Below are 23,893 nucleotides of genomic sequence, written 5' to 3'. Positions count from 1 at the left end.
CAAAATCATTTGAGAGTAAGTGGACATTGTTAGATGAATTAACCCTAACTTAAGAATCAGATATATACAATATTAGTATGTTTAATTAATAGTGAGGTTTAAAATGTCACCTAGTGAAAAAAACTCTTCAAATTTTGTTGAAACTAAGCAAGATGATCTTAAAATGATTCAAGATTCTTCATTAAATTCAGATATCATTCACGATCCCAAGAAGCTAAAAGACAGAATTATGGATCTGTTAAAAGGAGATACAGAATTCTCCAAGATGAAGCAAGGAGATAAGGCCCTTGTAGTAGGTACAGCAAGTGGATTATTTGCAGCAGTGTTACCATTTTTGGCAGTTGGTGCAACACTTGCTATACCAAGTGCTATAGTTGGTCTTACTCTATTTTTCGCTGCGAAAGTTGCTGTAAAAGCAGTTCAATCTGGATATAAAGGGCTCAAATGGTCAGCAGAAAAAACAGTTGAAGGAGCGAAGCATATTGGCGGAAAAATCAAAGATGGTGCTGTATATGCCAAGAATTCGGTAAAAGAAACTGCAAGTTCTGTAAAACAGGCAACACAAGAGAGAGCTAGCTCTACATTAAGAAAAATGGGGGATAACATTCAAAACCTTGGAAGGAAGATGAGTGATAGTGGTGCAAGCATGTCTAGTTTAGATGGCATCGCATATTCAATAGGTAATGAAGATCAAACTGTTATTTTGAAAACAAAAGAAAAAACGAGAAGTTTTAATAGTGTAAAGGAAATGTTTGTCAAGGAAGTTTTTGAAGACAAAGGTGTGAATAGCTCTGCTTTAACTAGGAAAATATTTTCTAAGCTGGGGGAAAAAATATTAGAGAAAGCTTATTCTGTTGATGGTCAACACAGTGCCAAAAAGGACCAGTTGATCAACCGATTGAAGCAGCAAATAGATTTTATCAATAAATTAGATGCTAAGAAGTTGCAACATTTGTTAGCTAAAGATAATAGCAGCCTATATGAAATTTTTTCTGAACATCATGATGAGATTAAGGAAGTTATTAAAGAATGCAAGGAAGAGCATACTCGTTTTAATACTTTAGAAAGGCTTAATAAGTCAGCAAAAAGGCATAAAGCAAGTTCTATGAATTCACTGGAAAATAGCTTATCAGGTAGTAGTTCAACGAGTTCTATAAGTACTGTTAGCAGCAAAGCAGAATTATTAAATCCTAATGAGCATAAGGAAGTAAAAGAACCTACTTCATTTTGGAGCAAGTTGTTACCATCACTAAAAGGTGGCAAAAAGCCAGAGGAAGCTACTTATATAAGATATCAAGATTCTGAGTTGGATCAGATACAATCTGCGGAGATAGGAAATAGCCGTTTTTATGTTGCTCCGGAGAAACCGCCAAGAAGCAATTCAATGGGTTCTATAAGCACTGACAGTACTGCTACAACTTCTAGCTTTGCCAGTTACCGTCGTAATTCTGATAGTGGGTTCAATTCACCAAGTTCTTCTCCGGAACATGGTATGTTCACTGAGAAAAATGGCAAGTTAAAAACCCAAGCTGACTTAAGAAAGACAGGTTCTTTGGACAAATTGGTGGGACCTTCTTCAACAGTAACTGCTGAAGTCGATGTAGAGCATCAAGCTCCAAAAATGAAGATATAGAGAGTAAACAAAACTATCTATCTTCTTAAAAAAGATGTTACTCAGTGAGTAACATCTTTTTTTCATTTTATCAAAAACATTCGCTTATTTAAGATCAGTTTTCTAGCACTGGGCCAATTTATGGAGTTTCTCTTGCCTTTTTCATAGGTTACGTAAGAAACTTAAAAAATAAAAGTTTTTATTCAATAATTTGTGTATAAGGGATATTATTTTACTGCTAGTGAAATAAACCAGAATGAAGTCTATTTTATTGACAAGGCCTTTATTAGATTCGTTGAGCACAAGAAGCACGCTAAAAAAATATGGATACAAAGTTTTTATAGAGCCAGTATTCACAATAAAGTACTTAAATCCTGATATATCCGCGCACGAATTTGATGTTGTGATATCTACAAGTAAAAACAGTGTAAAGGCTTTCAGTCAAATATGTAAAGAGTATGGCTTTCCAATTATTACGGTTGGTAATTCAACCATGCAGGCTGCAAAAAATTTGGGATTTTCCGATATAATCTCAGCAGACAGCAACGTTGATGGTCTGATATCATGCATAAAATCTCATTATTCAAATACAATAAAGTTCTTATATATAAGGGGACAAGAAGTATCATGTGACCTAAAAAAAAGATTATCTGAAGAAGGTTTTAACGTAAGAGAAGTTGTACTCTATAAAACAATTACTAAAAGGAGTCTAACTAATAGGTGTAAAAATTTACTATTGGACGGTAAAATTGATAGCGTTGCTTTTTTTTCCTCACAAACTGCAAGGGTATTTTGTTCATTAGTTCTAAAAAGTGGGCTATCTCCTGTGATGAATAATACAGTTGCATATACCATGAGTAAAAACATTGCTGATAGTTTAAAGTTAATCAAGTGGAAAAAAATTATAACATCGAGGTTGCCCACAGGGGAGAGTTTAATTGATATAATTAATAAGGATTGTTGATGCTAAAGATTGCAACTTGGAATGTAAACTCCATACGTAAAAGAATTAACCAACTTTGTAGTTTTATAGTTGATAGTCAGATAGATATAGTTTTGCTGCAAGAGATAAAATGTACAGAAGAGCAATTTCCTTATGCAGAGATAGAAAAGTTAGGATATGAATATGCTGTCTATGGACAGGTTGCAAGAAATGGTGTTTGTGTTTTATCTAAATATCCAATACTGGAAAAATTAAAAATTGATATTGTAGAGAGTCATCAAGAAGCACGTTATATAGAGTGTGTGATAAAACACTCCAATAATAAGGTAAGGGTAGGAAGTGTATACGTTCCAAACGGTCAAAGCCCAGACTCTCATACTTTTGAGTATAAACTCAAGTTTTTTGATAACCTATATGAAAGGATGGGCACTTTGTTGAAAAATGAAGAGTTAACTATTATAGCTGGCGATTATAATGTTGCACTGGATGAAATTGATGTTTTTGATTCAAATTTATTAAATGGCCAAGTGTGCTTTCATATAAAAGAGCGTGAGAAATTAAGAGCGATCTTGAATCTTGGTTTTAAAGATGCATTTAGAATATCTCACCTCAACTTACAACAATTCACTTGGTGGCATTATCAAGGTAATTCACTCAGAAACAATCAAGGAATGCGAATAGATCATATGCTGCTATCGCCACAAGCTGCAGATAAATTGGAAACATGTTACATAGATGATAGGTTGCGTAAACTAGAAAACCCATCTGATCATACTCCTGTTGTATGTGTTATAAAACAATAAAAGACCTATTACACAATTCACCTTTGGCAAATAGGTCTTACTTGACTGCTGTCTTTTCTGTGCTTTTGGCTGGCTGATCTATAGTAATTTTTCCATCAAGCATAGTAAGCTGCTCACCCCCTTTATTTCCCACCTGAGGAGCTTGTTCCGGAGTAGGTTGTTTTTTACTCCCGTCAGCAATTGTTTCAAGAGAGCTTTCAATTGGGGTTTTTAAAATATCATCAATACCCTTGCGAATTTTTTCATTCAATTTTGCTCTCTTTTCTGTATCATCTTTATCTGGTGAGCTAGGGTCATATAAAGTACCTGGCCTATTATTTGAAAAAAGAACTTCAATTCCTCCCTTTACAGCAAATATTGTACCAATAACAGCAGCAACTATCGCAAGTGTAGTAGGACCAAAAATTAATATTGAAGCAATGGAAAAAAGAATAGGAAGAAAAACCTTACGTAAGCACTTTGTTACCATCTCTTGATCACTAAGTAGTGGTTCATCCTCTTCTTTTTTATCTCCACCTAAAAATGGTATTTTTTCTTTCACTCCATCCATAAAGGAGCCAGAAATATTTTTCGGGTCTATTTTTATTCCCAATGGGAACCCAACAAGTTTTATTAGTAAATCTTTAGCTTCTGTACCACGTACATCATCTAAGCATTCCTCTACTACTTGCTTTACTTTACTATCTTCCTCTCCAGCCAATTTTTTCTCTCTAACTTCTTTAAATATAGAAAGTAAAAACTGACAAAAATTCTCTTCACTGAGTGGTCTTATTTTTTCCGGATTGACATTAGTTAGTAGTATCTTCTTATAAGCTAATATAAAATAATCAGTTATTCCTTTGCTCTCCTTTAATTTGGCTTTAACTTCTAATACTTTTACAAAGTAATCGTAAATTTCCTTATGTTCCTTCTTGAAGAGCATCTCATTTTGCCCGGTCACCTGAGTAGATGACTCTAAAGGCTTATTTTTTGCTTTTGGAACTGTCATAACGATCTATTTGTACTAACCTATGCTATAATTATAGCATATTTTTCGCATTAATTCAAATTTCTTAGAACCTGTCTTGAAAGGGAAAAAAGAAAAGAATAAAGCAAGAAATAGAAAAGTAACAAATGATAAGGGAATGTAAAAAATTGCTTCCATATATTTTAAATCTGATTATAATTACAGTTAGAGATATTTTAAGAGCTCAAAATCTATCTTTGTCTGCAGACTTTTCAGTCAAATTTTTAATCAAAAAGCGTAGCGTATCTTCTTTAGTGCATGTAAATATGCTTAATCTCTGTTGTATGTGCGCTGCACTTTTTTCTAATCTTTTTTTTACACAGGGGGATTTTATGTCCAGAATTCCAGATATTTGACCTTTACTTTAGCTAAAAACCAATAGGCGCCTATTGTTTAACGCTAATTAAAATAAAAATTTTTCTAATATATAGAAAAATCACTGTTTACTGAAAACGGGGCAAGAAAGCTGCTAATGTCACAGAATTTTAGGTAAACGTTGTTTGCTTAACGTGCTCTCCTTACTTCAAGAACTCTTTAATATGACTACTATTATACTTGCGAAATTAACCACTCAAGGCATCCGTTCAGGGGTGTGGCAAAATAAGGTAAAAGTGAATTTACAACAATAAGGCAGTGCCCAGACACTGGAATGGCTTTGTTGCACCACTCAAGGAAAGAACAGGCAGTTACTGATGGAATTTGTTATAAAATAGATATTTAGCCGACAAAGGAAAAATATGCCAATAAGAATGAAAGTCAGTAACTGCAATGAATATAACAAATTTCTTCAAGAAAGGGGAAATGTTTTTCATTATATCAACGATGCCATTGAAAATTGGTACGAAAATAGTCCAAAAGTAGCAGGTGGCAACAATGTCTACAGCGACAAAGTAGTGATTCTAATTCACATAATAACCTATCTATTCAGGATTGGTCTTAGGCAAACAGTGGGATTTATAGAGAAATATCTTGAGCAAATAGGGAAAATTTTGCAAATTATCAGCTATTCGCAGGCTTCAAGAAGGTTTAAAAAGCTTAATATCAAAATCAACGACTGCAGAGTTGATAAGAACGATATGGAAGATATTGAAATTGCTATAGATAGTACAGGTATCAGCATCTACAATAATATTCCAAGCCATAGTAAGGCAAATGGTACAGATAGAAAGTATCGCCGCTATGAGCAAACAAGATGTAATGCTAGAGATAGGTAGTAAAAAAGTTATAGCTGCAAAATACAGTAGTGGAGTTTATTCCGACCACTATGGAGCCTGTGATCTTATTGAAAGAGTGGATACCAAGTATAACATAAGCACGATATATGCAGATAGATCGAAAGAAGTTATACAAACTGTGCGATGAGCTTGACATAAAGACAAGGATTCCTCCGCAAAATAATGCAGTAGAGCATCCAAAGTTGGATTATATGAATGAGAGAAATTCTACAATCAAGCTCATAAAGTCATATGATGAAGATGGTATGAAGAGGTGGAAAAAAGAGATAAATTATTGGAAGAGATCTTATATAGAAAGTTTTTTCTCGCGACTGAAGCAAATATTTGGATTTAGTTTTAGGAATAAATCTGAGATTAATCGTGAGAAGGAACTGCTACTCAAGTGTTATTTGCTTAACAAATTTACTGAAATAGGCATGGCTAAGTTTGATATAGCTTCATGAATTTATTATACATTACCCACTATCCGAAGAGCTGTGCAACAAAGCCCACTGGAATCCAGGAATTTTTTGAGCACAAAGGAGATCTTATTCTAAGTTTTTATTGGTAAGAAAGGCTGGATCCCAGTGTCAGCTACTTGAATGACAAGAAGGGGATAGCACTGGGATGACAAAAAAGGAGGCTACTAGTATAAAGGGGCAACGGTTTAGATCGTTTTTAACTATTTGCCTTTTTTCTATGCAAGAAGTGTATTGATAAGTCCATTACAATTCAGTATTGTGAAAAATATAAGTCAAGTGTTAGTTAGGACATGGGGATTTTTTTTCAATTTTTGGGTAAGATGCTAGGCAAGGTTTTTCCTGCCAAAATAGTAAGCTCTTTTTTAGGAGTAGGATATTTACCGGGTTGGCAGCATTATTGGTCTTCTTTTCTAATATTATTTATTACCGACATTATATTAATGCTTACATACGGAGGTGATTTTATACTATATAAAATGCCGAATTCAGGCATAGTTGTAGCTGCTATTTTTACCAAGCTAGCAATAGTTATGTTAGTGCTGCAATTAGTTGGCATATCTATTTTTCATACTCAAGATCCTTCAGCCAGCAGTGATGAGAATATAGTAATACAAATAGCATCAGGACAGGTGATGACTGTTGCGTTTTCGATGCCGGCAATAATGTCAATTTATTATATTGTAAGTAAATTCTATTTAAGTATATGCAAGGCAATACTTCAATGTCCATTTTGGTTTAATGATCTTATGCATTTGTTCTTTTTCTTTATAATACCTTATTTATTTTTTAATATTGTAGAAGTAATAAAACCATGGCCGATAAGTACGATACAGCTTAGTTATAACAATGCAATATCAATCACATTTGAAGGGATTTTTCATGTGTTTTATGCAGTGATTTTATTGTACTTGACTGCATTTATATTCTGCGATCTGACTATGCATGATGCGATTGTTTTAAACAAAAGCATATTTGAGTATGTAAAAGAAAGTTCAATAGCCTTGAGTGACTATTTTCATGGCACTATTAAAAAAATAAGTATAGAATAGTACTTATTTGCTTATGTATTCAGTTTAAAAGATATACAGTTTGCGTGAATCTACAGGATATAATAAAGGGATTACAAGATTTTTGGGCAGATGAAGGGTGTACTATACTTCATCCATATACGTCTGAAGTTGGAGCTGGAACACTACATCCCGCAACAATCATGTCAGCGATTGACGAAAAATCAACAAAAATTGTGTATCTACAACCAGTAATCAGACCTGCAGACGGACGCTATGGCGACAACCCTAATCGTTTATATCAGCATCATCAATACCAAGTTATAATAAAACCATCTGGCAGCAATTTGCAAGATATTTACTTAAATAGCTTAAAAGCTCTTGGTGTATCGACAAAAGAATATGATATTAAGTTTATTGAAGATGATTGGGAAAACCCAAGTGTTGGCGCATCCGGTCTTGGTTGGGAGGTTACATGCAACGGAATGGAAGTAACACAACTTACTTATATACAGCAAGTGGGAGGTATTGACTGCAGAATAATTCCTGGTGAAGTAGCATATGGGTTAGAGCGTTTAGCAATGTGCATACAGGGTGTAGATAATGTTTACGACATAATGTGGAACGATAATGGTGTAACTTATGGAGATATTTTTAAACAAAGAGAGCGAGAGTTTTCTTACCTGGCACTTGATTATTATGATACTAAAGTAGTACAACAGCAGTTTGAGGATACAGAAAAACTGTGTAAATTCCTTGTTGAAAAAGAATTGCCGATAGCAGCTTATGACCAATGTATTAAAACGAGCCATCTACTTAATCTACTTGATGCAAGAGGTGTGCTTGGTGTGAATGAACGTACAGCCTATATTGGTAGAGTGAGAGAGTTAACAAAAAAATGCTGTGAATTATATAGAGCAAAGTAGAATATGTTGTCACAATTATTGTTTGAATGTCTTTCAGAAGAAATTCCATCAAGAATGCAGAATTCATCTGCAGCTCAGGTTAAGAGCTATATCACTAATGCTTTTAGTAAAAATAATGTGAAATTTGCATCTATAGAAGTTTATGTGACTGCACGTCGCATTGCTCTTTTTATTGATGGCATAAGTGCTTTAGAGCTAAAAGATTCTAACAATGAAATTAAAGGACCAAGAGTTAATGCACCGAAAAGTGCTATCGAAGGTTTTTTGAGAAAAAATCGGAAAGGTGAAGAAGATTTACTCATTCGCAAAGTAAATGATGAAGATTTTTACTTCATTAAGAGAGAAAGCTGCTTATTTAACATCAACGGGTTTCTCAAAAATCAACTGGAGGAAATGCTAAAAAACTTTTCTTGGCCAAAGAGTATGAGATGGAGTGAAAGAAAAGAGAGATGGGTTAGGCCAATTAAAAATATTCTATGTATTTTAAATGACGAAATAATACCTATATCTTTTGCAGGGGTTACAGCATGCAACGTGACGTATGGTCATAGGTTTCTTTCAGGTGATGCAGTACTTACTGTTAAAACGCCCAAAGACTATTTTGAATTGTTAGAAAAAAATAATGTCATTCTCCAGTTGGACAAAAGAAAGCAATTTATACTAGATCAGATTAATAAGTTTACAAAAGAGGAGAACTTACAACTTGAAAAAAATGATTATTTACTTAATGAATTGGCAGGGCTTATAGAGTGGCCAATAGTATTATTTGGTAAAGTAAAATCATCAGAATTACCGAAGAAAGTAATACTTAGTATAATTAATACGCAGCAAAAGTATCTTGCTTTAAGTGATGGACAGAAAATATCACATTTTGTTACTGTTGTAAATGTTAACAACAATGAAGTTGTCAAAGGCCATGAAAGAATATTAGAAGCACGTCTTGCTGATGCCCAGTTTTTGATATCTCAAGACAAGAAGGAAAACCTAGATTACTATGTCAAAAAATTGAGCTCTATTTCATTTCATGCTTCGCTCGGTAGCGTAGAAGAAAAAGTGAAGCGTATTATCGCTCTTTCAAAGTATATAGCGATATTTATTCCACATGCTTCATTAATTAAAGTTGAACGTGCTGCATATTTAGCAAAGGCAGATCTTGCAACGTTGATAGTGAAAGAATTTCCGGGATTGCAAGGAGTAATGAGTGGATACTACGCTTCTTATTTTCAAGAGGATAAAGAAGTAGTGGAAGCTATAACTGAGCACTATAAGCCAATTGGATCGGACCAAGAATGCCCTAGATCTCCTACTGCGATTGCTGTAGCTATTGCAGACAAAATGGATAGTTTGGTTGGCTTAATTGCAGCAGGTGAGAAAATCTCTGGTTCGTATGATCAGTTTGGTTTGCGTAGAATGACAATTGGTATAATTAGAACAATACTTGAAAATAATTTGCATATTCCAATTAGATTGCTGATAGATAAGTCAGTATCTTTATGTTCAAGGCTTCTATTGAATAAAAATATAACTCCAGTTGATAAGCCAAGTGAAAAACAAATTTTAGAACTAGTATTTAAATTCTGCTTAGAAAGGTTCAAGATTATTTTAAAAAATAGAAATATAAGGCAAGATGTTGTAGATTCAATACTATATAAAGTCGATATTAATGATCTGCTGAAAGCGGAAAAGCAAACTGTGATATTGGATCGTTATCTTAGTACAAAAGAAGGTGAACAGGTTCTAAGCACTTATAAAAGAGCCAGTAACATGATGAGCAAAGTGAGAAAAAGTGATGGCACTACTTATAATGCATCTTACAGTAAGAAGTTTTTGATTGAAGATGAGGAGATTGCGCTATCAAATTGTGCTATAGCTGCTTGTAAAAACATCAAACAAGCGATAGAAAATAACGACTTTAATACAGCGCTTGATGAACTTGCTCGTTTTGCTCCATTTATCAATCAATTTATGGACAGTGTAAAGATTAACTGTGATTCTAATGAGCTTAGAATAAACAGGTTATCTTTGCTTGCAAATGTTGTTTCTACCTTTCATTTAGTAGCAGAGTTTAACCTTATACAGGTTAAACAATTGATAAATGCTCAGGCAATATAAGGAACAAATCAAATCATCTCCACAATCCTGTGGCGTTTATAAGATGATTGGAGATAAGAGTAAGGTTTTATACATTGGTAAAGCAAAAAACTTGAAGTCGAGATTATCTGACTACCTTCAATTCGAAAACCTTTCTGAACGAATCAGAGTAATGATCTCACAGGTTATTAAGGTTGAAATATTCATCACTGAGAATGAAATCGAAGCATTGCTTCTTGAAGCACAGTTAATAAAATCGTTAAAACCATCTTATAATATTTTGCTTAGGGATGGAAAATCTTATCCTTATATAACAATTTCTAAGCATGATTATCCAAGAATAGCGAAATATAGAGGTAAGTTTAAGAAGAATGAGTTTCATTACTACGGCCCTTTTCCATCTGCTGCTGCTGTTAAGAACACTATATTATCATTGCAAAAAGCTTTTCTCTTAAGAGTATGTTCAGATCAATATTTCTCTTCAACAAAAAGACCATGTCTTGAGTATCAAGTTAAGCGCTGTTCAGCACCATGCGTAGATAAAATTACAAAAGATGATTACTGCAAATCAGTAAAACAAGCACAAGATACTCTGCTAGGAAGGAATAAAGAAGTGCAAAGACAGCTATTTTCTACAATGGAAAAGTGCAGTAGGGAGATGAACTACGAGCTTGCTGCTGTCTATAGAGATCGATTGAAATTTCTTCAGCAAATTCAAATGCAGCCAATGGATTTTTCTTTTGAAGAAGATGCAGATTTCTTTAGCGTTGTACGTGAGGCAGACTTAGCATGCATTGGTGTACTATCTTTCAGAGATAAAGGTAACTATGGAAGCATTCCTTACTTCATTGAGAATTGTAGTGATCATTCAAATGATGAAATTTTATCCACCTTTTTGGTCAATTTGTATAATCCAGTTAACACACCACCAGCGCAAATTTACGTTCCCGATTTTATTAAGGATAAGGAAATTATAGAACAAGCACTTTATGCTCTTACTCAAAAATCAATAAAAGTTTTGCATGCGAAAAATAGTAAAGAACGTGATTTGTTGAATTTTATTTACAATAATTCTCAGCATAGTCTAGAACAGAAGCTTACTGATTATAGAAATAACCTAGAAAAGCTCGAAGAGCTTAGGAAGATTTTCTCGTTACCAAATATTCCAAAGCGTATCGAGGTTTATGATAATAGCCATATATCTGGAAATCAACAAGTTGGTGTGATGATTGTTGCAGGGCAGGAAGGTTTTTTAAAAAGTGAATACAAAAAATTTACTATAAAAGAAGAAATTTCAGGTGATGACTATAAAATGATGAGAGAAGTGCTGACTAGACGTTTCTCTGGCAATATAAAAGATATAATCCCTGATTTTTTACTGATTGATGGCGGTCCAGGACATGTTTCCATAGTGCAGAATGTGTTGGAAATATTGAATATAAAAGTTCCTTTTGCTTGTATGGCAAAGGGTCATGATCGTAATGCAGGAAATGAAAGATTTTATGTGCCGGACAGAGAAGAATTTACTCTAGCAAGTGACAGTAAGGTCATGCTTTATTTACAATTGCTGCGTAATGAAGCTCACCGTTTTGCGATAACTTCGCATAGAAAAAAACGCGATAAACAGTTTTTTGCTTCACAATTAAGTGAAATATCCGGTGTTGGCAGTAAAAGAAAGAAGGCACTCATGTCTCATTTTGGTTCTGTAGAAAATATAAGCAAAGCTTCTCTAGCTGAAATTCAAAACGTACCTGGAATTAGTAAAGGTTTAGCAGAAATCATTCTTCAACACGTGAATTCTAAGAAAGGTACTCCTAAATAGGTACTCTAAAATTAACCTTTATTTCTTCTTAATAAGACATAAAAAGCTCCTTTGCCACCATGTTTTTTTATGGCTTGCTGATAGTATAAGATCATATTTCGAACTTTTGTGTCATTCAACCACTTATTTAAGCTATTCTTTATAGTGTCTATTTTATCTGTACTATTACCATGCCCCGTAATTACCAATAAGCACCTATTCCTTGCTTGATAATTTTTGATAATAAAATCTATCAATTTACAATAAGCATTATCTATACTATAGCCATGCAAATCGAGTTTATCGCTTATAAAATATTTGCCCCTATCGATCTTTAATTTTGTATTGTAGTCAAGACAAAATGATGAATCACCATTATCAGTATTAAGAAAATTTTCTTGTAAACTAGAGGCACCTTTATCAATCATAGATTTTATATTTACTTTGTGATCAACTTTCAAAGTAACTTTTCCACATTCTATTGGCTTAACATTTTTTTGCCAATCTAACTCATCATCTGACATAAATTCATTAATTGAACTGCATAATTTTACAACAATATATAAACACAGTAAAATATTGCTTATTCTATAAAAAACTGATTTTCAATAATGAGATGAAATCATCAAAAGCTAATGAAAACTGTTGGATATATGGAAAGCACACTTGTATTTCAGCATTAAGAAACAAAAATAGGCGGTGTATAGAACTGTTAGTAACAGAAAATTTCTACAGAGAATTTGAGAAAGAAATTAAACAATGTGCAGATAGTAAGGGCATTAAACCTCGACTGGTAGAGAACAAAATGTTCAATGATGTTTTACCCAAAGGTGTCAATCATCAAGGAATTGCTTTAAAAGTTGCTCCTATTTTTCACAGCTTAAATATCGAAGAAATAGCTGAAGGTTCAGGTGACAGCTCTACTATAGTCATTTTAGATCAAATTACTGATACACACAATATAGGGTCGATTTTAAGAACCTCAGCTTGTTTCAACATTGATGCACTGGTTTTACCACATCACCATTCACCGAGCGAAAATGCATCTATCGCAAAAGCAGCAAGTGGAGCACTGGATATTGTTCCTCTAATATACGTTACAAACATAGTAAAAACGATGGAGTCTTTAAAAAAGATAGGCTACTGGTGTTATGGGTTTGATTGCAATGCAAAGGAAAATATAGATGAAATAAAGAATTTTGGGCAAAAAAGAGTAATTATTTTTGGTTCTGAAGAGAAAGGAATGCGGAGATTAGTGAAAGAAAGTTGTGATTATCTTTTAAAAATTCCAATGTCAAACGTAATTGATAGTCTAAATGTTTCAAACGCAGCAGCAATAGGACTATATTCCATTTACATTAAAACAAAAATCACTGCAAATTAGTTGCAATAAAACAAGGATGTCATTCCAGCATGTGATACTGGAATGACAACAGTGAATGACATCTTGCGATGTCATTCACTAGCACTTACATTACCAATCCCAAGAAAGAGGTGAACTTGAATCTGTTGGAATCTCGAAGGATGGCTGTGACACTATCTCTTTTATCTCATTTTTAAGCCATTCGCTACCATCTTCTCCAGCTTCTTTAATAGCTTTCTTGAAACTGCTCTCTAGTACAGCTTTAGCAGCTTCAGTGACGTTACCATTACCATTTATAGCATTTCCTATTGTAGTTAACTTAATTAACTCAGCGTTTAAGTCAGCAGGCATCTTATCAGTCTTAGCCTTTATAGCAGTGACATCAGCTCCTAAGGTATCTGTAATCTTATCAGTCTTAGTTTGTATTGCAGTAACCTTATCTCCTAAATTAGCAGAATTTGTAGCAGTTTCTATAGCAGTTACTTTAGCTGTTAAGTCAGCTGGAATAGTATCAGTTTTAGCCTTTATAGCAGTAACATCAGCAGATTTAGCTAAAGGAGCTAGTTCAGCAGATTTAGCTAAATTACCTAACTCAGTTCCTAAATCAGCAGGCATCTTATCAGTCTTAGCCTTTATAGCAGTGACATCAGCTCCTAAGGTATCTGTAATCTTATCAGTCTTAGTTTGTATTGCAGTAACCTTATCTCCTAAATTAGCAGAATTTGTAGCAGTTTCTATAGCAGTTACTTTAGCTGTTAAGTCAGCTGGAATAGTATCAGTTTTAGCCTTTATAGCAGTAACATCAGCAGATTTAGCTAAATTACCTAACTCAGTTCCTAAATCAGCAGGCATCTTATCAGTCTTAGCCTTTATAGCAGTGACATCAGCTCCTAAGGTATCTGTAATCTTATCAGTCTTAGTTTGTATTGCAGTAACTTTATCTCCTAAATTAGCAGAATTTGTAGCAGTTTCTATAGCAGTTACTTTAGCTGTTAAGTCAGCTGGAATAGTATCAGTTTTAGCCTTTATAGCAGTGACATCAGCTCCTAAGGTATCTGTAATCTTATCAGTCTTAGCCTTTATTCCTGATATCAGATCTGTTCCGACTTGAGTTTTTATGGTAACTAAGTCAGCGCTTAAGTCAGCTGGAATAGAATCAGTCTTAGTTTTTATTGCATCTACATTAGTTCCAATACCTAATAATGTAGCAATTGCACCTCCAGTCATGAACTTTGTTGCTGTAGCACTGTAATCTATTTCAGCAGCACCATTAGGTTCATACTTAAAAGTGTTGAAAACATTAGTAGCATTGTCTACACCAAAGGTATACTTATTCTGTGCAGCATCTTCATAAATTATGCTTTTAATGTTAGGGGATGGTACATTTCCTCCAGAGTTGTCTTTAAAAGTTAAACTAGCCATATCACTTTCCGTTAATTATAAAAACCATAATGTGCATGAAAATAATATAAATTCCGTAAATACTAGATTTTGCATAAGATTTCCTTGAAGCTTTTCGCTTCAGAATTCTTCTCTTGTGATCTAAGTATGTAGCAGACGATGTCATCCTAGTAGCCCCTTTGGTGTTATTCCAGTGCTTGACACTGGAATCCATTTTTCCATCATAAGAAACGTTGATTACTTTTATACTAGCAAATTTACTGGATGCCAGTGTCTGGGCATTGGAATAACAAAAAGAGGGCAGGGCCCTCCTTATATATTAGATATAGGCTGAGTTATGATCGTGATAAACGTGATCGCTTGCGCAGTCGAACATTTTCACAAAACCATTCTCTAGATAGAGATTATATTCATGATGTTGATCTAATAACTCAAAGTTATCTTGTGTTTCTAAGCTGAAGTGACTTGAATCTGATAGCAATTCGTAATTTGGATTATCTATTTTACTAATGCTGCTTATTACTTTGCCATTACCATTTGATATAGCCAAACTATAACTATCACCATCCTTCATTATTTTGATGGATACCTTATCTTCAGGTAACACTATAAGCTTTTTCGTGTCACTATCGTGAATTAGAAATTTGCCATCTTTAAAGTAATACTTGTCTTCCGGCAAAGCACCAATCTTATAATCCGATGTATGCAGTTTGTTCCAAAAATCTAACACAGATTGCTTATCTGCTCCTTCTGCTCTATTATACAAGGCTTTCACATCATTATAATCTATGATTACATTTGCCTTATGCTTTCCTTCTACATCTCTATCATAGCTCTTTTCTATTTTCAAGATTGTGTCTTTCAACACTACCTGCTCTTTCTCCTCCACTGAAGCTGACCTTTTTGCCCTTGTTGGAATTTGTGGTTGATCAGACTGTATTTCACTGTTGTCGTTTCTCTCTTCAGCAACAACATTAGTAGTACTATGAACTTCTGTCTTAGTTTCACTTACTTGCCCTTTTGGACTTTCGGTTTGTTTCTCTTTTGTGAATATTCTCTGATAGTCCGTGTAGCCTCTGTTAGTATCACCGATATCGCCACTGCCTTGATCGAAAGTTATTTTTTTGCTTCCATTTCCCATATTCTCAATTTCAACTTGAGGAGAAACAGATGCGAGGAAATCATTATAGCTGTAGTTATAATCAGCAGAAAAGAATATTTTTCCTTTGAAGTTATGGAAATTATTAGATAACATTCCTATTTCTTCATCAGTATCACCATCAAATAGTTTTACTTTAGTGAAATATCTTTGATTGTTGATTCTCACTATTTCACCACTCGAGTTTCTTTGTATCTGATAATCATTTGGATCATGTTTAATGGTAAAAAGTTTACCAGGGGCATATTTTTCTAAGTTTATAAGGCCCACATTTATATGTTTATGAGAATAATCTCTCTTTTCATATTCATGTGCAAATACTGGGTTGATATATTTGTATTCTTCTGGTATAGTATTACCTTGAGCATCATACCTATATTCATTACCACGTTCATCAGCTGGCACTAATTTGTATCCTTCATCCTTTTGCACTAACTTTAGATGAGTAACTTCTTCAGGTAACTGATAGCGTACATTTTTTCCGTGATCATGAATGAATAAGTTACTCCCATTTACAACTTCACCTCTTTCATTTTTCATCTCTTCAGTGATATAGAAGCCCATATTTTTGAATGCATGTAGATTTTCGCCTCCTTGCTTTACAACCGCTTCGTATACATCGTCGTCTGTTCTATCAGTCCCTTTATCATCCAATAATGTTCCTTTTTCTACGATTACACCGCTTTCTCTTTGCTCATCAGAATATTGAGCATGCTTTGAATCCTGATGATTTAGAATTTTGGTCCCTCTAAGAAGCAGAGAATCTAAATCTTTTTGAATGTGTCCAGTGCTAGGATGCAACAATTCATTTTCATGTAAATGTGCTTCATCAAAGTATTCATCACGTTCAACTGTTCTGCCATCTATCAGAGAAGCTTTATAATGACCATTTTCTTTTGTAATAGCCATATAAGCACCACCGTCATATTGAGTATTCAAGTTGTGCAATATGTCCTCAAAAACAAAAGTTTCTTTAGTTTGACCTTCAACTTGCTTAAAAAAGCCCGATTCGCTCGACAACTCTCCAAGCTTTGTATTCCCATCATATATAGATAGTGCACCCATATCTCCGTGACCAAGAGCTTTGATAGAGAAAACTTTACCTTCTTGTAGATTAATATGAGCACCTCTGATTAGGTTTGGATCGATATTAACCATCTCTTCTAACATCTTTTCTACGTCAATGTTCTGAGTTTCTTTTACTTGTTTCAAGCCAGCGTTTATGGTTTTATCAAGCAAATCATCTTTCAGTTGTGTATATTTGTCCTGTGTAGCATTATATAATCTCTTACCTTCATTATGATAATTAGTGCTGGCTGAATTGCATTTTTCTACAAATTTCTCATAAGAGATCTCTCCTCTTTTGTATTGCTCGTATGCATCATGACGCTGTGTTTCTTCCTGTTCACGAAGGCTTTTCAACACATCATTATATTTTATATCCTTCTGCTTATCTAAGTCTTCTTTCCCATCATAGTAAGATTTTCACCATATTTTGATAATATCCTCAAAGCTTGCATTTTATACTCTTGACTGTTTTGATATTCATTACCTTGTTGATCAGAGTAAGTCAGCTTAACCTGCCCATCAGTAGTTTTTACTGCCTTTAAGAAATGATATTCCTTTGATATATCGAGGGTATCATTTGTTGCCCTATTAACAGCACGAGCAACATCATAAAATGCAACATGTTCTACAGGAGAAAAACTTCCAACGTTTTCTCCATCTATCTTTTCTATATTTGCTTTATAGTAGGATATGTTTTTAATTTCTCCACCCACTATTTCTTGACCAGTTGCTATAAAATCTCCTTTTGTAACTTGCAAAGCGTTGAGATGTTCCATTGCAGTTTCTGTATCATTCTCAGCAAGCCAACTTTTGAAGTCAGCATCATGTCCTTTTATGTCTTTCAAGAAACTTTTTGATTCATCTGAGTTACCTTGACGTAAAGCATCTAGGTAGTCTCTTAATAAACTAGGATCTTTTTCCTGTAAGTACATTATCAACGCATGACCAGTTTTATACACTAAACTGTTTTCTTCACCATTGGCTGAGTATTGTAAATTTAAAATTCCACCTAGATCCAAATTTGCGGCTTCAGTTTTATCAATGCTTGACCCTTGAGCATTGAACTTGTGATCTGAATGATGTTCAAAGTAATCTGCAATTCCCTCCATTAATACTGTAGGTAGAGATTTTCCTCCTGTAGCCAAGTAAGTTAAACCATGTGCAAATTCATGCTGAAGGTTATGAACGCCACCTTGCTGATAGACATACATCTCAGCAAAAACATCAGCTTCTCCTTTGTAGTAACATTTACCACCCTCATCTCCAAGGTAAGAACCAAAACGTTCGCTTCCGCCAAGATGAGTGTAATCAGCCTTATCATCAAACACATAAATTTTGAATGTTTGTTCTGAGCTACCAGGCTCCAGCTTAAATGCATCTTTAAAATTAGTAGCTGTTTCTCTTATCTCACTTTCAATGTGAGCAACTTTACTTGTTCTTAAATCATGAGAATGAACCTCTACTTTGATATTTAAATCTTTAACTTCTATGATATGCTTGTTGTTAAAATATTCATCTTTAGATATATTTTTATTTACTTGTCGATTGATTGTCATTACTTTAACCCCTAATTTATTAGTCTTTACAATATCAAGCATAAAGCTACTTCCGCTAAGAAAGTGTAAATTCTCATATTGATATAATTTATATCTTAATAAAAAAGTATAGATAGTTAACTCAATATGAAAAATCGAGAATATAGCTAAAATTCCATGGCTGTTAATAAGTAGCGGAATTATAATTAAGAAATTTACTGAGTAGAAAAAAAGGTAAAAAAATCCTTTAGTAGCGAGTTTTATAATGTAAATTGGCGTTGTAATAATGTCCTAACAAGCGCGATTTGGCTGAATGTAGAAAAAATAAAAAAGACATGCAGCCGCTATAATTTTTATGTAATTTGCCAATAAATATCTGAGTTTTTTACTGAATTTTTGTTGTTGAACCCGCGAGGATCAAAAACAAGGATAAGTACTCTTATTGGTATGATAAGGAAAGTGGGAAGGTTTGTCAAGGAGTTTCATTCAGCAAGAAGTCTAAAAGCAAATTGACTTTCATTTCACTGAAGCACTATACTAAAGCTACGATGGGTAATTAGCTCAGTTGGTAGAGCACTTGCTTGACGTGCAAGGGGTCGCTGGTTCGAGCCCAGTGTTACCCACGATTTTTGCTCATAAAAAGATTTTATATGACAGCAGTGCACAATGGCAAACACTCAATAGCAGAGTCCAAGCGCTTAATTTATTCCATAATAATAGTCGCAATAACAATGCTTATGGAGATAGCAGGTGGAGTAATTTCACATTCGCTTGCTCTACTATCAGATGCAGGACATATGCTCACTGATCTTTTTGCCTTGGTTTTAAGCTGGATAGCACACAAATTTTCAGCTAAGAAATCTGATTTACAGAGGTCATATGGGTATCACAGATTGCAGATAATTGCAGCATTTGTTAATGGTTTAACTCTATTTTTCATTGCAGCGGTCATTATAATTGAATCAATAAAGAGATTCATTTGTCCGGTCAATGTTGAATGGAAAGTAATGCTAATAATTGCCACACTTGGCCTGATCTCTAACATTATAGTCTTTTTTATATTACATAGTAAATGCGAAAGTAATATAAACATAAAAAGTGCTGTATTGCATGTTATCGGAGATATTTTAGGTTCTGTAGCTGCTATACTTGCATCCATAATTATCATGTTTACCGGATGGCAAATAGTGGACCCTATTTTGTCAGTATTTGTCAGTGTAATAATCTTAAACAGTGGCTATAAAATTCTCAAGAATTCTTGCCATATACTCCTTGAAGGTACACCTGAGAGTGTATCTGCTGAGGAGATAAAAAGTGAGATTGTATCTAAGTTACCTGAAGTGATAGATGTGCATCATATACATGCATGGTCACTATCTGATAATTATTTTATACTTACTATGCATGCCAAGATAAAGCAAAATGGGCAACATACTAATATTCTGTATGAGATAAAAAAAATACTATTAAATAGATTTGAAATTGCACACTCTACAGTTGAAATTGAATACGATGAGTGCGTAGACAGTAAAATACTTAAGCATTGACATCTATAGGCTATTTGTTATTACTACAATATCATAATATTATAGAGAGTAGACTATGATAGGTGTTTCCCAAATACAATTTCCTGGAAAGGATTCTTACAGATTAAAGACAGCAAGTTACTTCGCAGCTTTTGTTTCTTTAAGCATTTTAGTTAATCCTGCCAATGTCTTTTTATCTTTTGCCACATTGTTTTTTAGATCTGAAATAAAAACTTTTTACGTTTATAAAGACATAAAAGCTGCAAAGCAGGAAAAAATAAGTAAAAAGGAATATTGGGAAATATTTTTTGAGAAAAATAAAATTAAGATAGCATCTTTCCTTTTATTTTTTGCCTCTATAACATATATAACTTTTACAACTACTTTCCTGCTTGTTTCGTTACTTGCAACAATACCACTTGCAATGATTTTAATTCTATTACAAAGTGAATTAAGGCCAAAGGATTTTAATCCATTTACGTTACTCAAAGCTGCTATTAGTTTCTTTTTAGAAGGCATAAAAGAAAACTCACGTGGGCTAGTCAATAGCTTTGATATTAAGCTTGAACATTTACTACCCCATCAATTAAATAATGATATCATTAAAAATATTGACAAATTAAAAGATAAATATACTGAACAAGTATCTGAAGACACTATTAATAATGAGGGATTTAAAGAATTTATTGAATATATAAATCACTTACATATGCTTGATGGCCAACCATTTAGTAATGAGAATAAGGGAAAATTAGTAATGTTTTTGCAAGATTTTTGCAAAGGTAATGAGAAACATAGCTCTGGCTTCACTGGTGGACAAATTCTTCTGTTAGTTCTTAGAGCCTGCAATGATGGAGATAGAGAAGCTGTAAAAAATAAAAAAGACGCGTTGATTGCAAATTTACTAGATAGCCAAACTTTCTCTAGAAAAGAACGAATTCCTAACACATGTTTTACTGGTGTTATCTACAGAATGTTAAGTACATTAGAGGGTATTCATTCCGATCCAGAGATTAAATTTACACCACCTAGACAAATGCTCCTTACAGAAGCAGAAAATGAAGCACGTAAGTTTATGTTAGACAGGCTAAAAAATAAGAAGAACAGTAAAGAAATTCTTAGGGCTTGGCATAACGCCCAAAATAATTATGAAGATGATAAAAGTCAAAAAATAGTTGATGATTTTATTGCAGAAGTAAGCGTTCCTTTAATGAGAAGGTTGCTAAGTTTTACTTCTCAGTATAGTGAACAAATTGTGCTGACATTAATGAAAAATATCAGCTCTGTAAAGTTAAATAAATTAGAGCACTTTGTGTTGGGTCAGCACATGAGAGATAGACTGCAGGAGCATGCTTTAGATGACCAACTCGAAAATATCAAAGAAAAAGTCTTTTTGAAGCTTTTAAACCAAAATTTACTTAGGATAGATTTTTCTCTTAAGGATTCATTTTTGAATGAAGCTAAGGGAATAGCTGACGAAATAATAAAAGAAGAAGTAGAGAAATTTAGGTCAGAAACTGCTGAAAAGGCTAGGAAAGTTAACCCTATAGAAGCTCAAATAGATGCTACATTGCAAAATCTGTCAGCCTTGCCACGAGAAAGGAAGTGTTGCATTGCATATAACAGACTAAATGGACAATATAAAGGTGATAAAAGAGAAATAATGGAGAACATCTTACTAAAAAAATTAGAGATAACGAAAGAAGAAATGAATAAGATGCTAGAAGAGTATGATATACGTAAGCTAAAATTAGCACTTGATGATGCATGTAAAAAAAGTGGAAAAAACATGGAAGAAATAATAAAAGAAGTAGAAGAAGTAGTCTCAAGTCATCTCTCACATGGAGTATCCGCTAGTAACCTCAGTTATGGATTAGAAAATAGATAAAAGTATAACTAAGAAGAGGGAAACAGGGTAAACTCGAGTATTTTAGTAATAATAAGAGGTTACCCATGAAGAAAGATATTACAGAACTGTACTGTTGCGTCGAGGATTTTTGTCGTGCGGTAGATGATAATTTTGCAAATAGGTTCTTATCAAACGGCAAAAAACCAACCAGAGTACCAGAAATAGCGCACTCAGAAATTCTAACCATAATCCTGTTATACCATAAATCACCATGTAAAAACTTCAAGGCTTTTTATCTTTGTTATCTTCAGTTATTCTATAGATCAGAGTTTTCAAAGCTGCCTTCATATCACAGATTTATTGCCTTAAAGCCGCGAGTTTTGTGGTATTTAGCATTACTTTTGCAATGGTTCTGTGAACAAGCGAAAATGACCGGCACTTCCTACATCGACACCTCTACGATTGCCGTTTGCCACAAAAAAAGGATCTCTAGGAATAAAGTTTTTAATCATCTAGCAGAAATTAGTAAGAGTACGTATGGTTGGTTTTTTGGCTTCAAGTTGCACTTAGTGATTAACGAAATTGGTGAAATTCAAGCACTTACCCTAACCAAAGGTAACGTTGATGACAGAAAACCTTTACCAACTCTCACTAAAAGACTGACCGGACTTTTGTTTGGAGATAAGGGCTATATAAAGAAAGAGCTTTTTGAGAAACTCTTCGATAGAGGCCTAAAGTTAGTCACTAAAGTAAAAAAAGGTATGAAAAACGCACTAATTTCACTTAAAGAGAAGATTTTATTAAGGAAAAGGTCGATTATTGAGACTGTTTTTGATTCCTTGAAAAACAAATTTGAGATTGAGCATACAAGACATAGATCGCCAACAAATTTCCTAATTCATGTTTTTTCTGTTCTGATTTCCTACTCCATGCAGTCCAAAAAGCCTTCTATTTCTATGCCTTTCTTTATCGGCTAATCCATAACTGAGGTCTCTAGGAATAAAGTTTTTAATCATCTAGCAGAAATTAGTAAGAGTACGTATGGTTGGTTTTTTGGCTTCAAGTTGCACTTAGTGATTAACGAAATTGGTGAAATTCAAGCACTTACCCTAACCAAAGGTAACGTTGATGACAGAAAACCTTTACCAACTCTCACTAAAAGACTGACCGGACTTTTGTTTGGAGATAAGGGCTATATAAAGAAAGAGCTTTTTGAGAAACTCTTCGATAGAGGCCTAAAGTTAGTCACTAAAGTAAAAAAAGGTATGAAAAACGCACTAATTTCACTTAAAGAGAAGATTTTATTAAGGAAAAGGTCGATTATTGAGACTGTTTTTGATTCCTTGAAAAACAAATTTGAGATTGAGCATACAAGACATAGATCGCCAACAAATTTCCTAATTCATGTTTTTTCTGTTCTGATTTCCTACTCCATGCAGTCCAAAAAGCCTTCTATTTCTATGCCTTTCTTTATCGGCTAATCCATAACTGAGGTTAGTAATGTAGTAGAAGGAATGAGACATAGCTCATAAAAACTTACGTTCTCTGCCTTGCAGAAGATTTGCAATATTTTTGTAATGCTTCAAGAAAATTAATATCGCTACAGTGAGTAGTATAAGGAATAACTCCTTTTGAAAAAAGAAAGATGCTATAACAGCTGCTGCAGTAGCAGCCAAGGAAGCAAGAGAGGAGTACCGAAAGATAAAAAATACTATTAGCCAGACAAATACAAATGCTAATGCTATAGAAATGTTAAGTGCTATCAAAACTCCCAAAGTTGTTGCAACCCCCTTTCCTCCATTGAACCTTAGCCAAATAGGAAACATATGACCTAGAACTGCTAAAATTGCAGATACATATATATATAAATCGTTATTATCACAAAATTGTTGTGCTGTATAAACCGCGACAAATCCTTTCAAAGAGTCTAAAAATAATGCGAGGACAGCAAGTCTCTTATTTCCTGTTCTTGCAACATTTGTAGCACCAATGTTTCCTGAACCTACTTCTCTTAAATTTATACCATTTATTTTTGCAATAATTAAGCTAAACGGTATTGAACCGATTACGTAAGATAATATAAGAATTATATATTTCTCCATTATAC

The 23,893-nt window shown here is 33.8% G+C and carries 17 protein-coding genes, 1 tRNA gene and 2 pseudogenes; 14 read left to right on the top strand and 6 right to left on the bottom strand.

The annotated features are described in order from the left end of the window. The first annotated feature begins 103 nt into the window (after positions 1 to 103). The 3 genes from WP_RS05640 to WP_RS05630 all read left to right on the top strand — a co-directional run bounded on the left by WP_RS05640 (position 104) and on the right by WP_RS05630 (position 3,358). Entirely contained in the window at positions 104 to 1,633 is a 1,530-nt protein-coding gene (locus WP_RS05640; protein ID WP_007302499.1) for an actin-bundling T4SS effector WalE1 family protein, read from the top strand. Between the two features lie 235 nt (positions 1,634 to 1,868). Beyond that, complete coding sequence (locus WP_RS05635) at positions 1,869 to 2,576, top strand: uroporphyrinogen-III synthase (RefSeq protein ID WP_007302498.1); 708 nt, start codon at positions 1,869 to 1,871, stop codon at positions 2,574 to 2,576. Then, complete coding sequence (locus tag WP_RS05630) at positions 2,576 to 3,358, top strand: exodeoxyribonuclease III (protein ID WP_007302497.1); 783 nt, start codon at positions 2,576 to 2,578, stop codon at positions 3,356 to 3,358. The genes WP_RS05635 and WP_RS05630 overlap by 1 nt, the downstream gene beginning before the upstream one ends. Positions 3,359 to 3,395: 37 nt before the next feature. On the opposite strand, the gene WP_RS05625 is transcribed toward WP_RS05630, so the two are convergent. Further along, complete coding sequence (locus WP_RS05625; protein WP_007302496.1) at positions 3,396 to 4,346, bottom strand: hypothetical protein; 951 nt, start codon at positions 4,344 to 4,346, stop codon at positions 3,396 to 3,398. A 755-nt stretch (positions 4,347 to 5,101) separates the two neighbouring features. Here WP_RS05625 and WP_RS07985 point away from each other — a divergent pair. From WP_RS07985 to uvrC, 5 genes and pseudogenes are all read left to right on the top strand, one after another. Next, positions 5,102 to 6,042: pseudogene (locus WP_RS07985) on the top strand (IS5 family transposase). A 308-nt stretch (positions 6,043 to 6,350) separates the two neighbouring features. Beyond that, a complete protein-coding gene (locus WP_RS05605) occupies positions 6,351 to 7,109 on the top strand; it encodes a hypothetical protein (RefSeq protein ID WP_007302495.1) in 759 nt (252 codons plus the stop codon). Between the two features lie 44 nt (positions 7,110 to 7,153). After that, positions 7,154 to 7,993, top strand: coding sequence for a glycine--tRNA ligase subunit alpha (locus tag WP_RS05600; protein ID WP_007302494.1), 840 nt, complete (start codon positions 7,154 to 7,156; stop codon positions 7,991 to 7,993). Between the two features lie 3 nt (positions 7,994 to 7,996). Further along, positions 7,997 to 10,105 (top strand): glycine--tRNA ligase subunit beta, encoded by a 2,109-nt coding sequence (glyS, locus tag WP_RS05595; RefSeq protein ID WP_007302493.1) that lies wholly within the window; start codon positions 7,997 to 7,999, stop codon positions 10,103 to 10,105. After that, positions 10,089 to 11,906, top strand: a complete 1,818-nt coding sequence (gene uvrC, locus WP_RS05590) for an excinuclease ABC subunit UvrC (protein WP_012481994.1) — start codon at positions 10,089 to 10,091, stop codon at positions 11,904 to 11,906. The genes glyS and uvrC overlap by 17 nt, the downstream gene beginning before the upstream one ends. An 11-nt stretch (positions 11,907 to 11,917) precedes the next feature. Here uvrC and WP_RS05585 read toward each other — a convergent pair whose 3' ends face one another. After that, complete coding sequence (locus WP_RS05585) at positions 11,918 to 12,409, bottom strand: Smr/MutS family protein (protein WP_007302491.1); 492 nt, start codon at positions 12,407 to 12,409, stop codon at positions 11,918 to 11,920. 92 nt (positions 12,410 to 12,501) lie between these two features. Here WP_RS05585 and rlmB point away from each other — a divergent pair, with 92 nt between their 5' ends. Further along, entirely contained in the window at positions 12,502 to 13,269 is a 768-nt protein-coding gene (rlmB, locus tag WP_RS05580) for a 23S rRNA (guanosine(2251)-2'-O)-methyltransferase RlmB (RefSeq protein ID WP_007302490.1), read from the top strand. Positions 13,270 to 13,359: 90 nt separating this feature from the next. On the opposite strand, the gene WP_RS05575 is transcribed toward rlmB, so the two are convergent. The 3 genes from WP_RS05575 to WP_RS07740 all read right to left on the bottom strand — a co-directional run bounded on the left by WP_RS05575 (position 13,360) and on the right by WP_RS07740 (position 18,432). Next, positions 13,360 to 14,670 carry a hypothetical protein gene (locus tag WP_RS05575; RefSeq protein WP_007302489.1) on the bottom strand — a complete coding sequence of 437 codons (1,311 nt, stop codon included), beginning with the start codon at positions 14,668 to 14,670 and terminating at the stop codon, positions 13,360 to 13,362. Positions 14,671 to 14,968: 298 nt separating this feature from the next. Continuing rightward, the gene (locus WP_RS05570; protein WP_019078546.1) at positions 14,969 to 17,233 is read right to left on the bottom strand and encodes a hypothetical protein; all 2,265 of its coding nucleotides are present in this window, start codon (positions 17,231 to 17,233) and stop codon (positions 14,969 to 14,971) included. Positions 17,234 to 17,262: 29 nt separating this feature from the next. Next, complete coding sequence (locus WP_RS07740; RefSeq protein ID WP_231834402.1) at positions 17,263 to 18,432, bottom strand: collagenase; 1,170 nt, start codon at positions 18,430 to 18,432, stop codon at positions 17,263 to 17,265. Positions 18,433 to 18,961: 529 nt separating this feature from the next. On the opposite strand from WP_RS07740, the gene WP_RS05565 reads away from it, so the two are divergent. The 5 genes and pseudogenes from WP_RS05565 to WP_RS05545 form a co-directional block, all read left to right on the top strand. Next, positions 18,962 to 19,034 (top strand) — tRNA-Val (locus tag WP_RS05565). A gap of 27 nt (positions 19,035 to 19,061) precedes the next feature. Next, positions 19,062 to 19,958 (top strand): cation diffusion facilitator family transporter, encoded by an 897-nt coding sequence (locus WP_RS05560; RefSeq protein ID WP_007302486.1) that lies wholly within the window; start codon positions 19,062 to 19,064, stop codon positions 19,956 to 19,958. Between the two features lie 55 nt (positions 19,959 to 20,013). Next, complete coding sequence (locus WP_RS05555) at positions 20,014 to 21,825, top strand: hypothetical protein (protein WP_007302485.1); 1,812 nt, start codon at positions 20,014 to 20,016, stop codon at positions 21,823 to 21,825. 65 nt (positions 21,826 to 21,890) lie between these two features. Further along, the gene (locus WP_RS06940; protein WP_007301954.1) at positions 21,891 to 22,763 is read left to right on the top strand and encodes an IS982-like element ISWpi16 family transposase; all 873 of its coding nucleotides are present in this window, start codon (positions 21,891 to 21,893) and stop codon (positions 22,761 to 22,763) included. Between the two features lie 12 nt (positions 22,764 to 22,775). Further along, a pseudogene (locus WP_RS05545) lies at positions 22,776 to 23,267 on the top strand (IS982-like element ISWpi16 family transposase); the annotation flags it as partial. Positions 23,268 to 23,312: 45 nt separating this feature from the next. Here the strand turns inward: WP_RS05545 and plsY are convergent. Continuing rightward, positions 23,313 to 23,888, bottom strand: a complete 576-nt coding sequence (plsY, locus tag WP_RS05540) for a glycerol-3-phosphate 1-O-acyltransferase PlsY (protein WP_007302484.1) — start codon at positions 23,886 to 23,888, stop codon at positions 23,313 to 23,315. Positions 23,889 to 23,893 lie beyond the last annotated feature (5 nt).

It is taken from the genome of Wolbachia endosymbiont of Culex quinquefasciatus Pel (genome assembly GCF_000073005.1).
Taxonomy (GTDB): domain Bacteria; phylum Pseudomonadota; class Alphaproteobacteria; order Rickettsiales; family Anaplasmataceae; genus Wolbachia.
Note: the sequence above shows the minus strand (reverse complement) of the source record. Positions and strands in the feature narration are given on the sequence as shown.

Excerpts from the sequence above, each read along its gene's own strand:
- WP_RS05640 (WP_007302499.1), top strand. The coding sequence starts at position 104 with ATGTCACCTAGTGAAAAAAACTCTTCAAATTTTGTTGAAACTAAGCAA.
- WP_RS05635 (WP_007302498.1), top strand. The coding sequence starts at position 1,869 with ATGAAGTCTATTTTATTGACAAGGCCTTTATTAGATTCGTTGAGCACA.
- WP_RS05630 (WP_007302497.1), top strand. The coding sequence starts at position 2,576 with ATGCTAAAGATTGCAACTTGGAATGTAAACTCCATACGTAAAAGAATT.
- WP_RS05625 (WP_007302496.1), bottom strand. The coding sequence starts at position 4,346 with ATGACAGTTCCAAAAGCAAAAAATAAGCCTTTAGAGTCATCTACTCAG.
- WP_RS05605 (WP_007302495.1), top strand. The coding sequence starts at position 6,351 with ATGGGGATTTTTTTTCAATTTTTGGGTAAGATGCTAGGCAAGGTTTTT.
- glyS (WP_007302493.1), top strand. The coding sequence starts at position 7,997 with ATGTTGTCACAATTATTGTTTGAATGTCTTTCAGAAGAAATTCCATCA.
- uvrC (WP_012481994.1), top strand. The coding sequence starts at position 10,089 with ATGCTCAGGCAATATAAGGAACAAATCAAATCATCTCCACAATCCTGT.
- WP_RS05585 (WP_007302491.1), bottom strand. The coding sequence starts at position 12,409 with ATGTCAGATGATGAGTTAGATTGGCAAAAAAATGTTAAGCCAATAGAA.
- rlmB (WP_007302490.1), top strand. The coding sequence starts at position 12,502 with ATGAAATCATCAAAAGCTAATGAAAACTGTTGGATATATGGAAAGCAC.
- WP_RS05575 (WP_007302489.1), bottom strand. The coding sequence starts at position 14,670 with ATGGCTAGTTTAACTTTTAAAGACAACTCTGGAGGAAATGTACCATCC.
- WP_RS07740 (WP_231834402.1), bottom strand. The coding sequence starts at position 18,432 with ATGACAATCAATCGACAAGTAAATAAAAATATATCTAAAGATGAATAT.
- WP_RS05560 (WP_007302486.1), top strand. The coding sequence starts at position 19,062 with ATGACAGCAGTGCACAATGGCAAACACTCAATAGCAGAGTCCAAGCGC.
- WP_RS05555 (WP_007302485.1), top strand. The coding sequence starts at position 20,014 with ATGATAGGTGTTTCCCAAATACAATTTCCTGGAAAGGATTCTTACAGA.
- WP_RS06940 (WP_007301954.1), top strand. The coding sequence starts at position 21,891 with ATGAAGAAAGATATTACAGAACTGTACTGTTGCGTCGAGGATTTTTGT.
- plsY (WP_007302484.1), bottom strand. The coding sequence starts at position 23,888 with ATGGAGAAATATATAATTCTTATATTATCTTACGTAATCGGTTCAATA.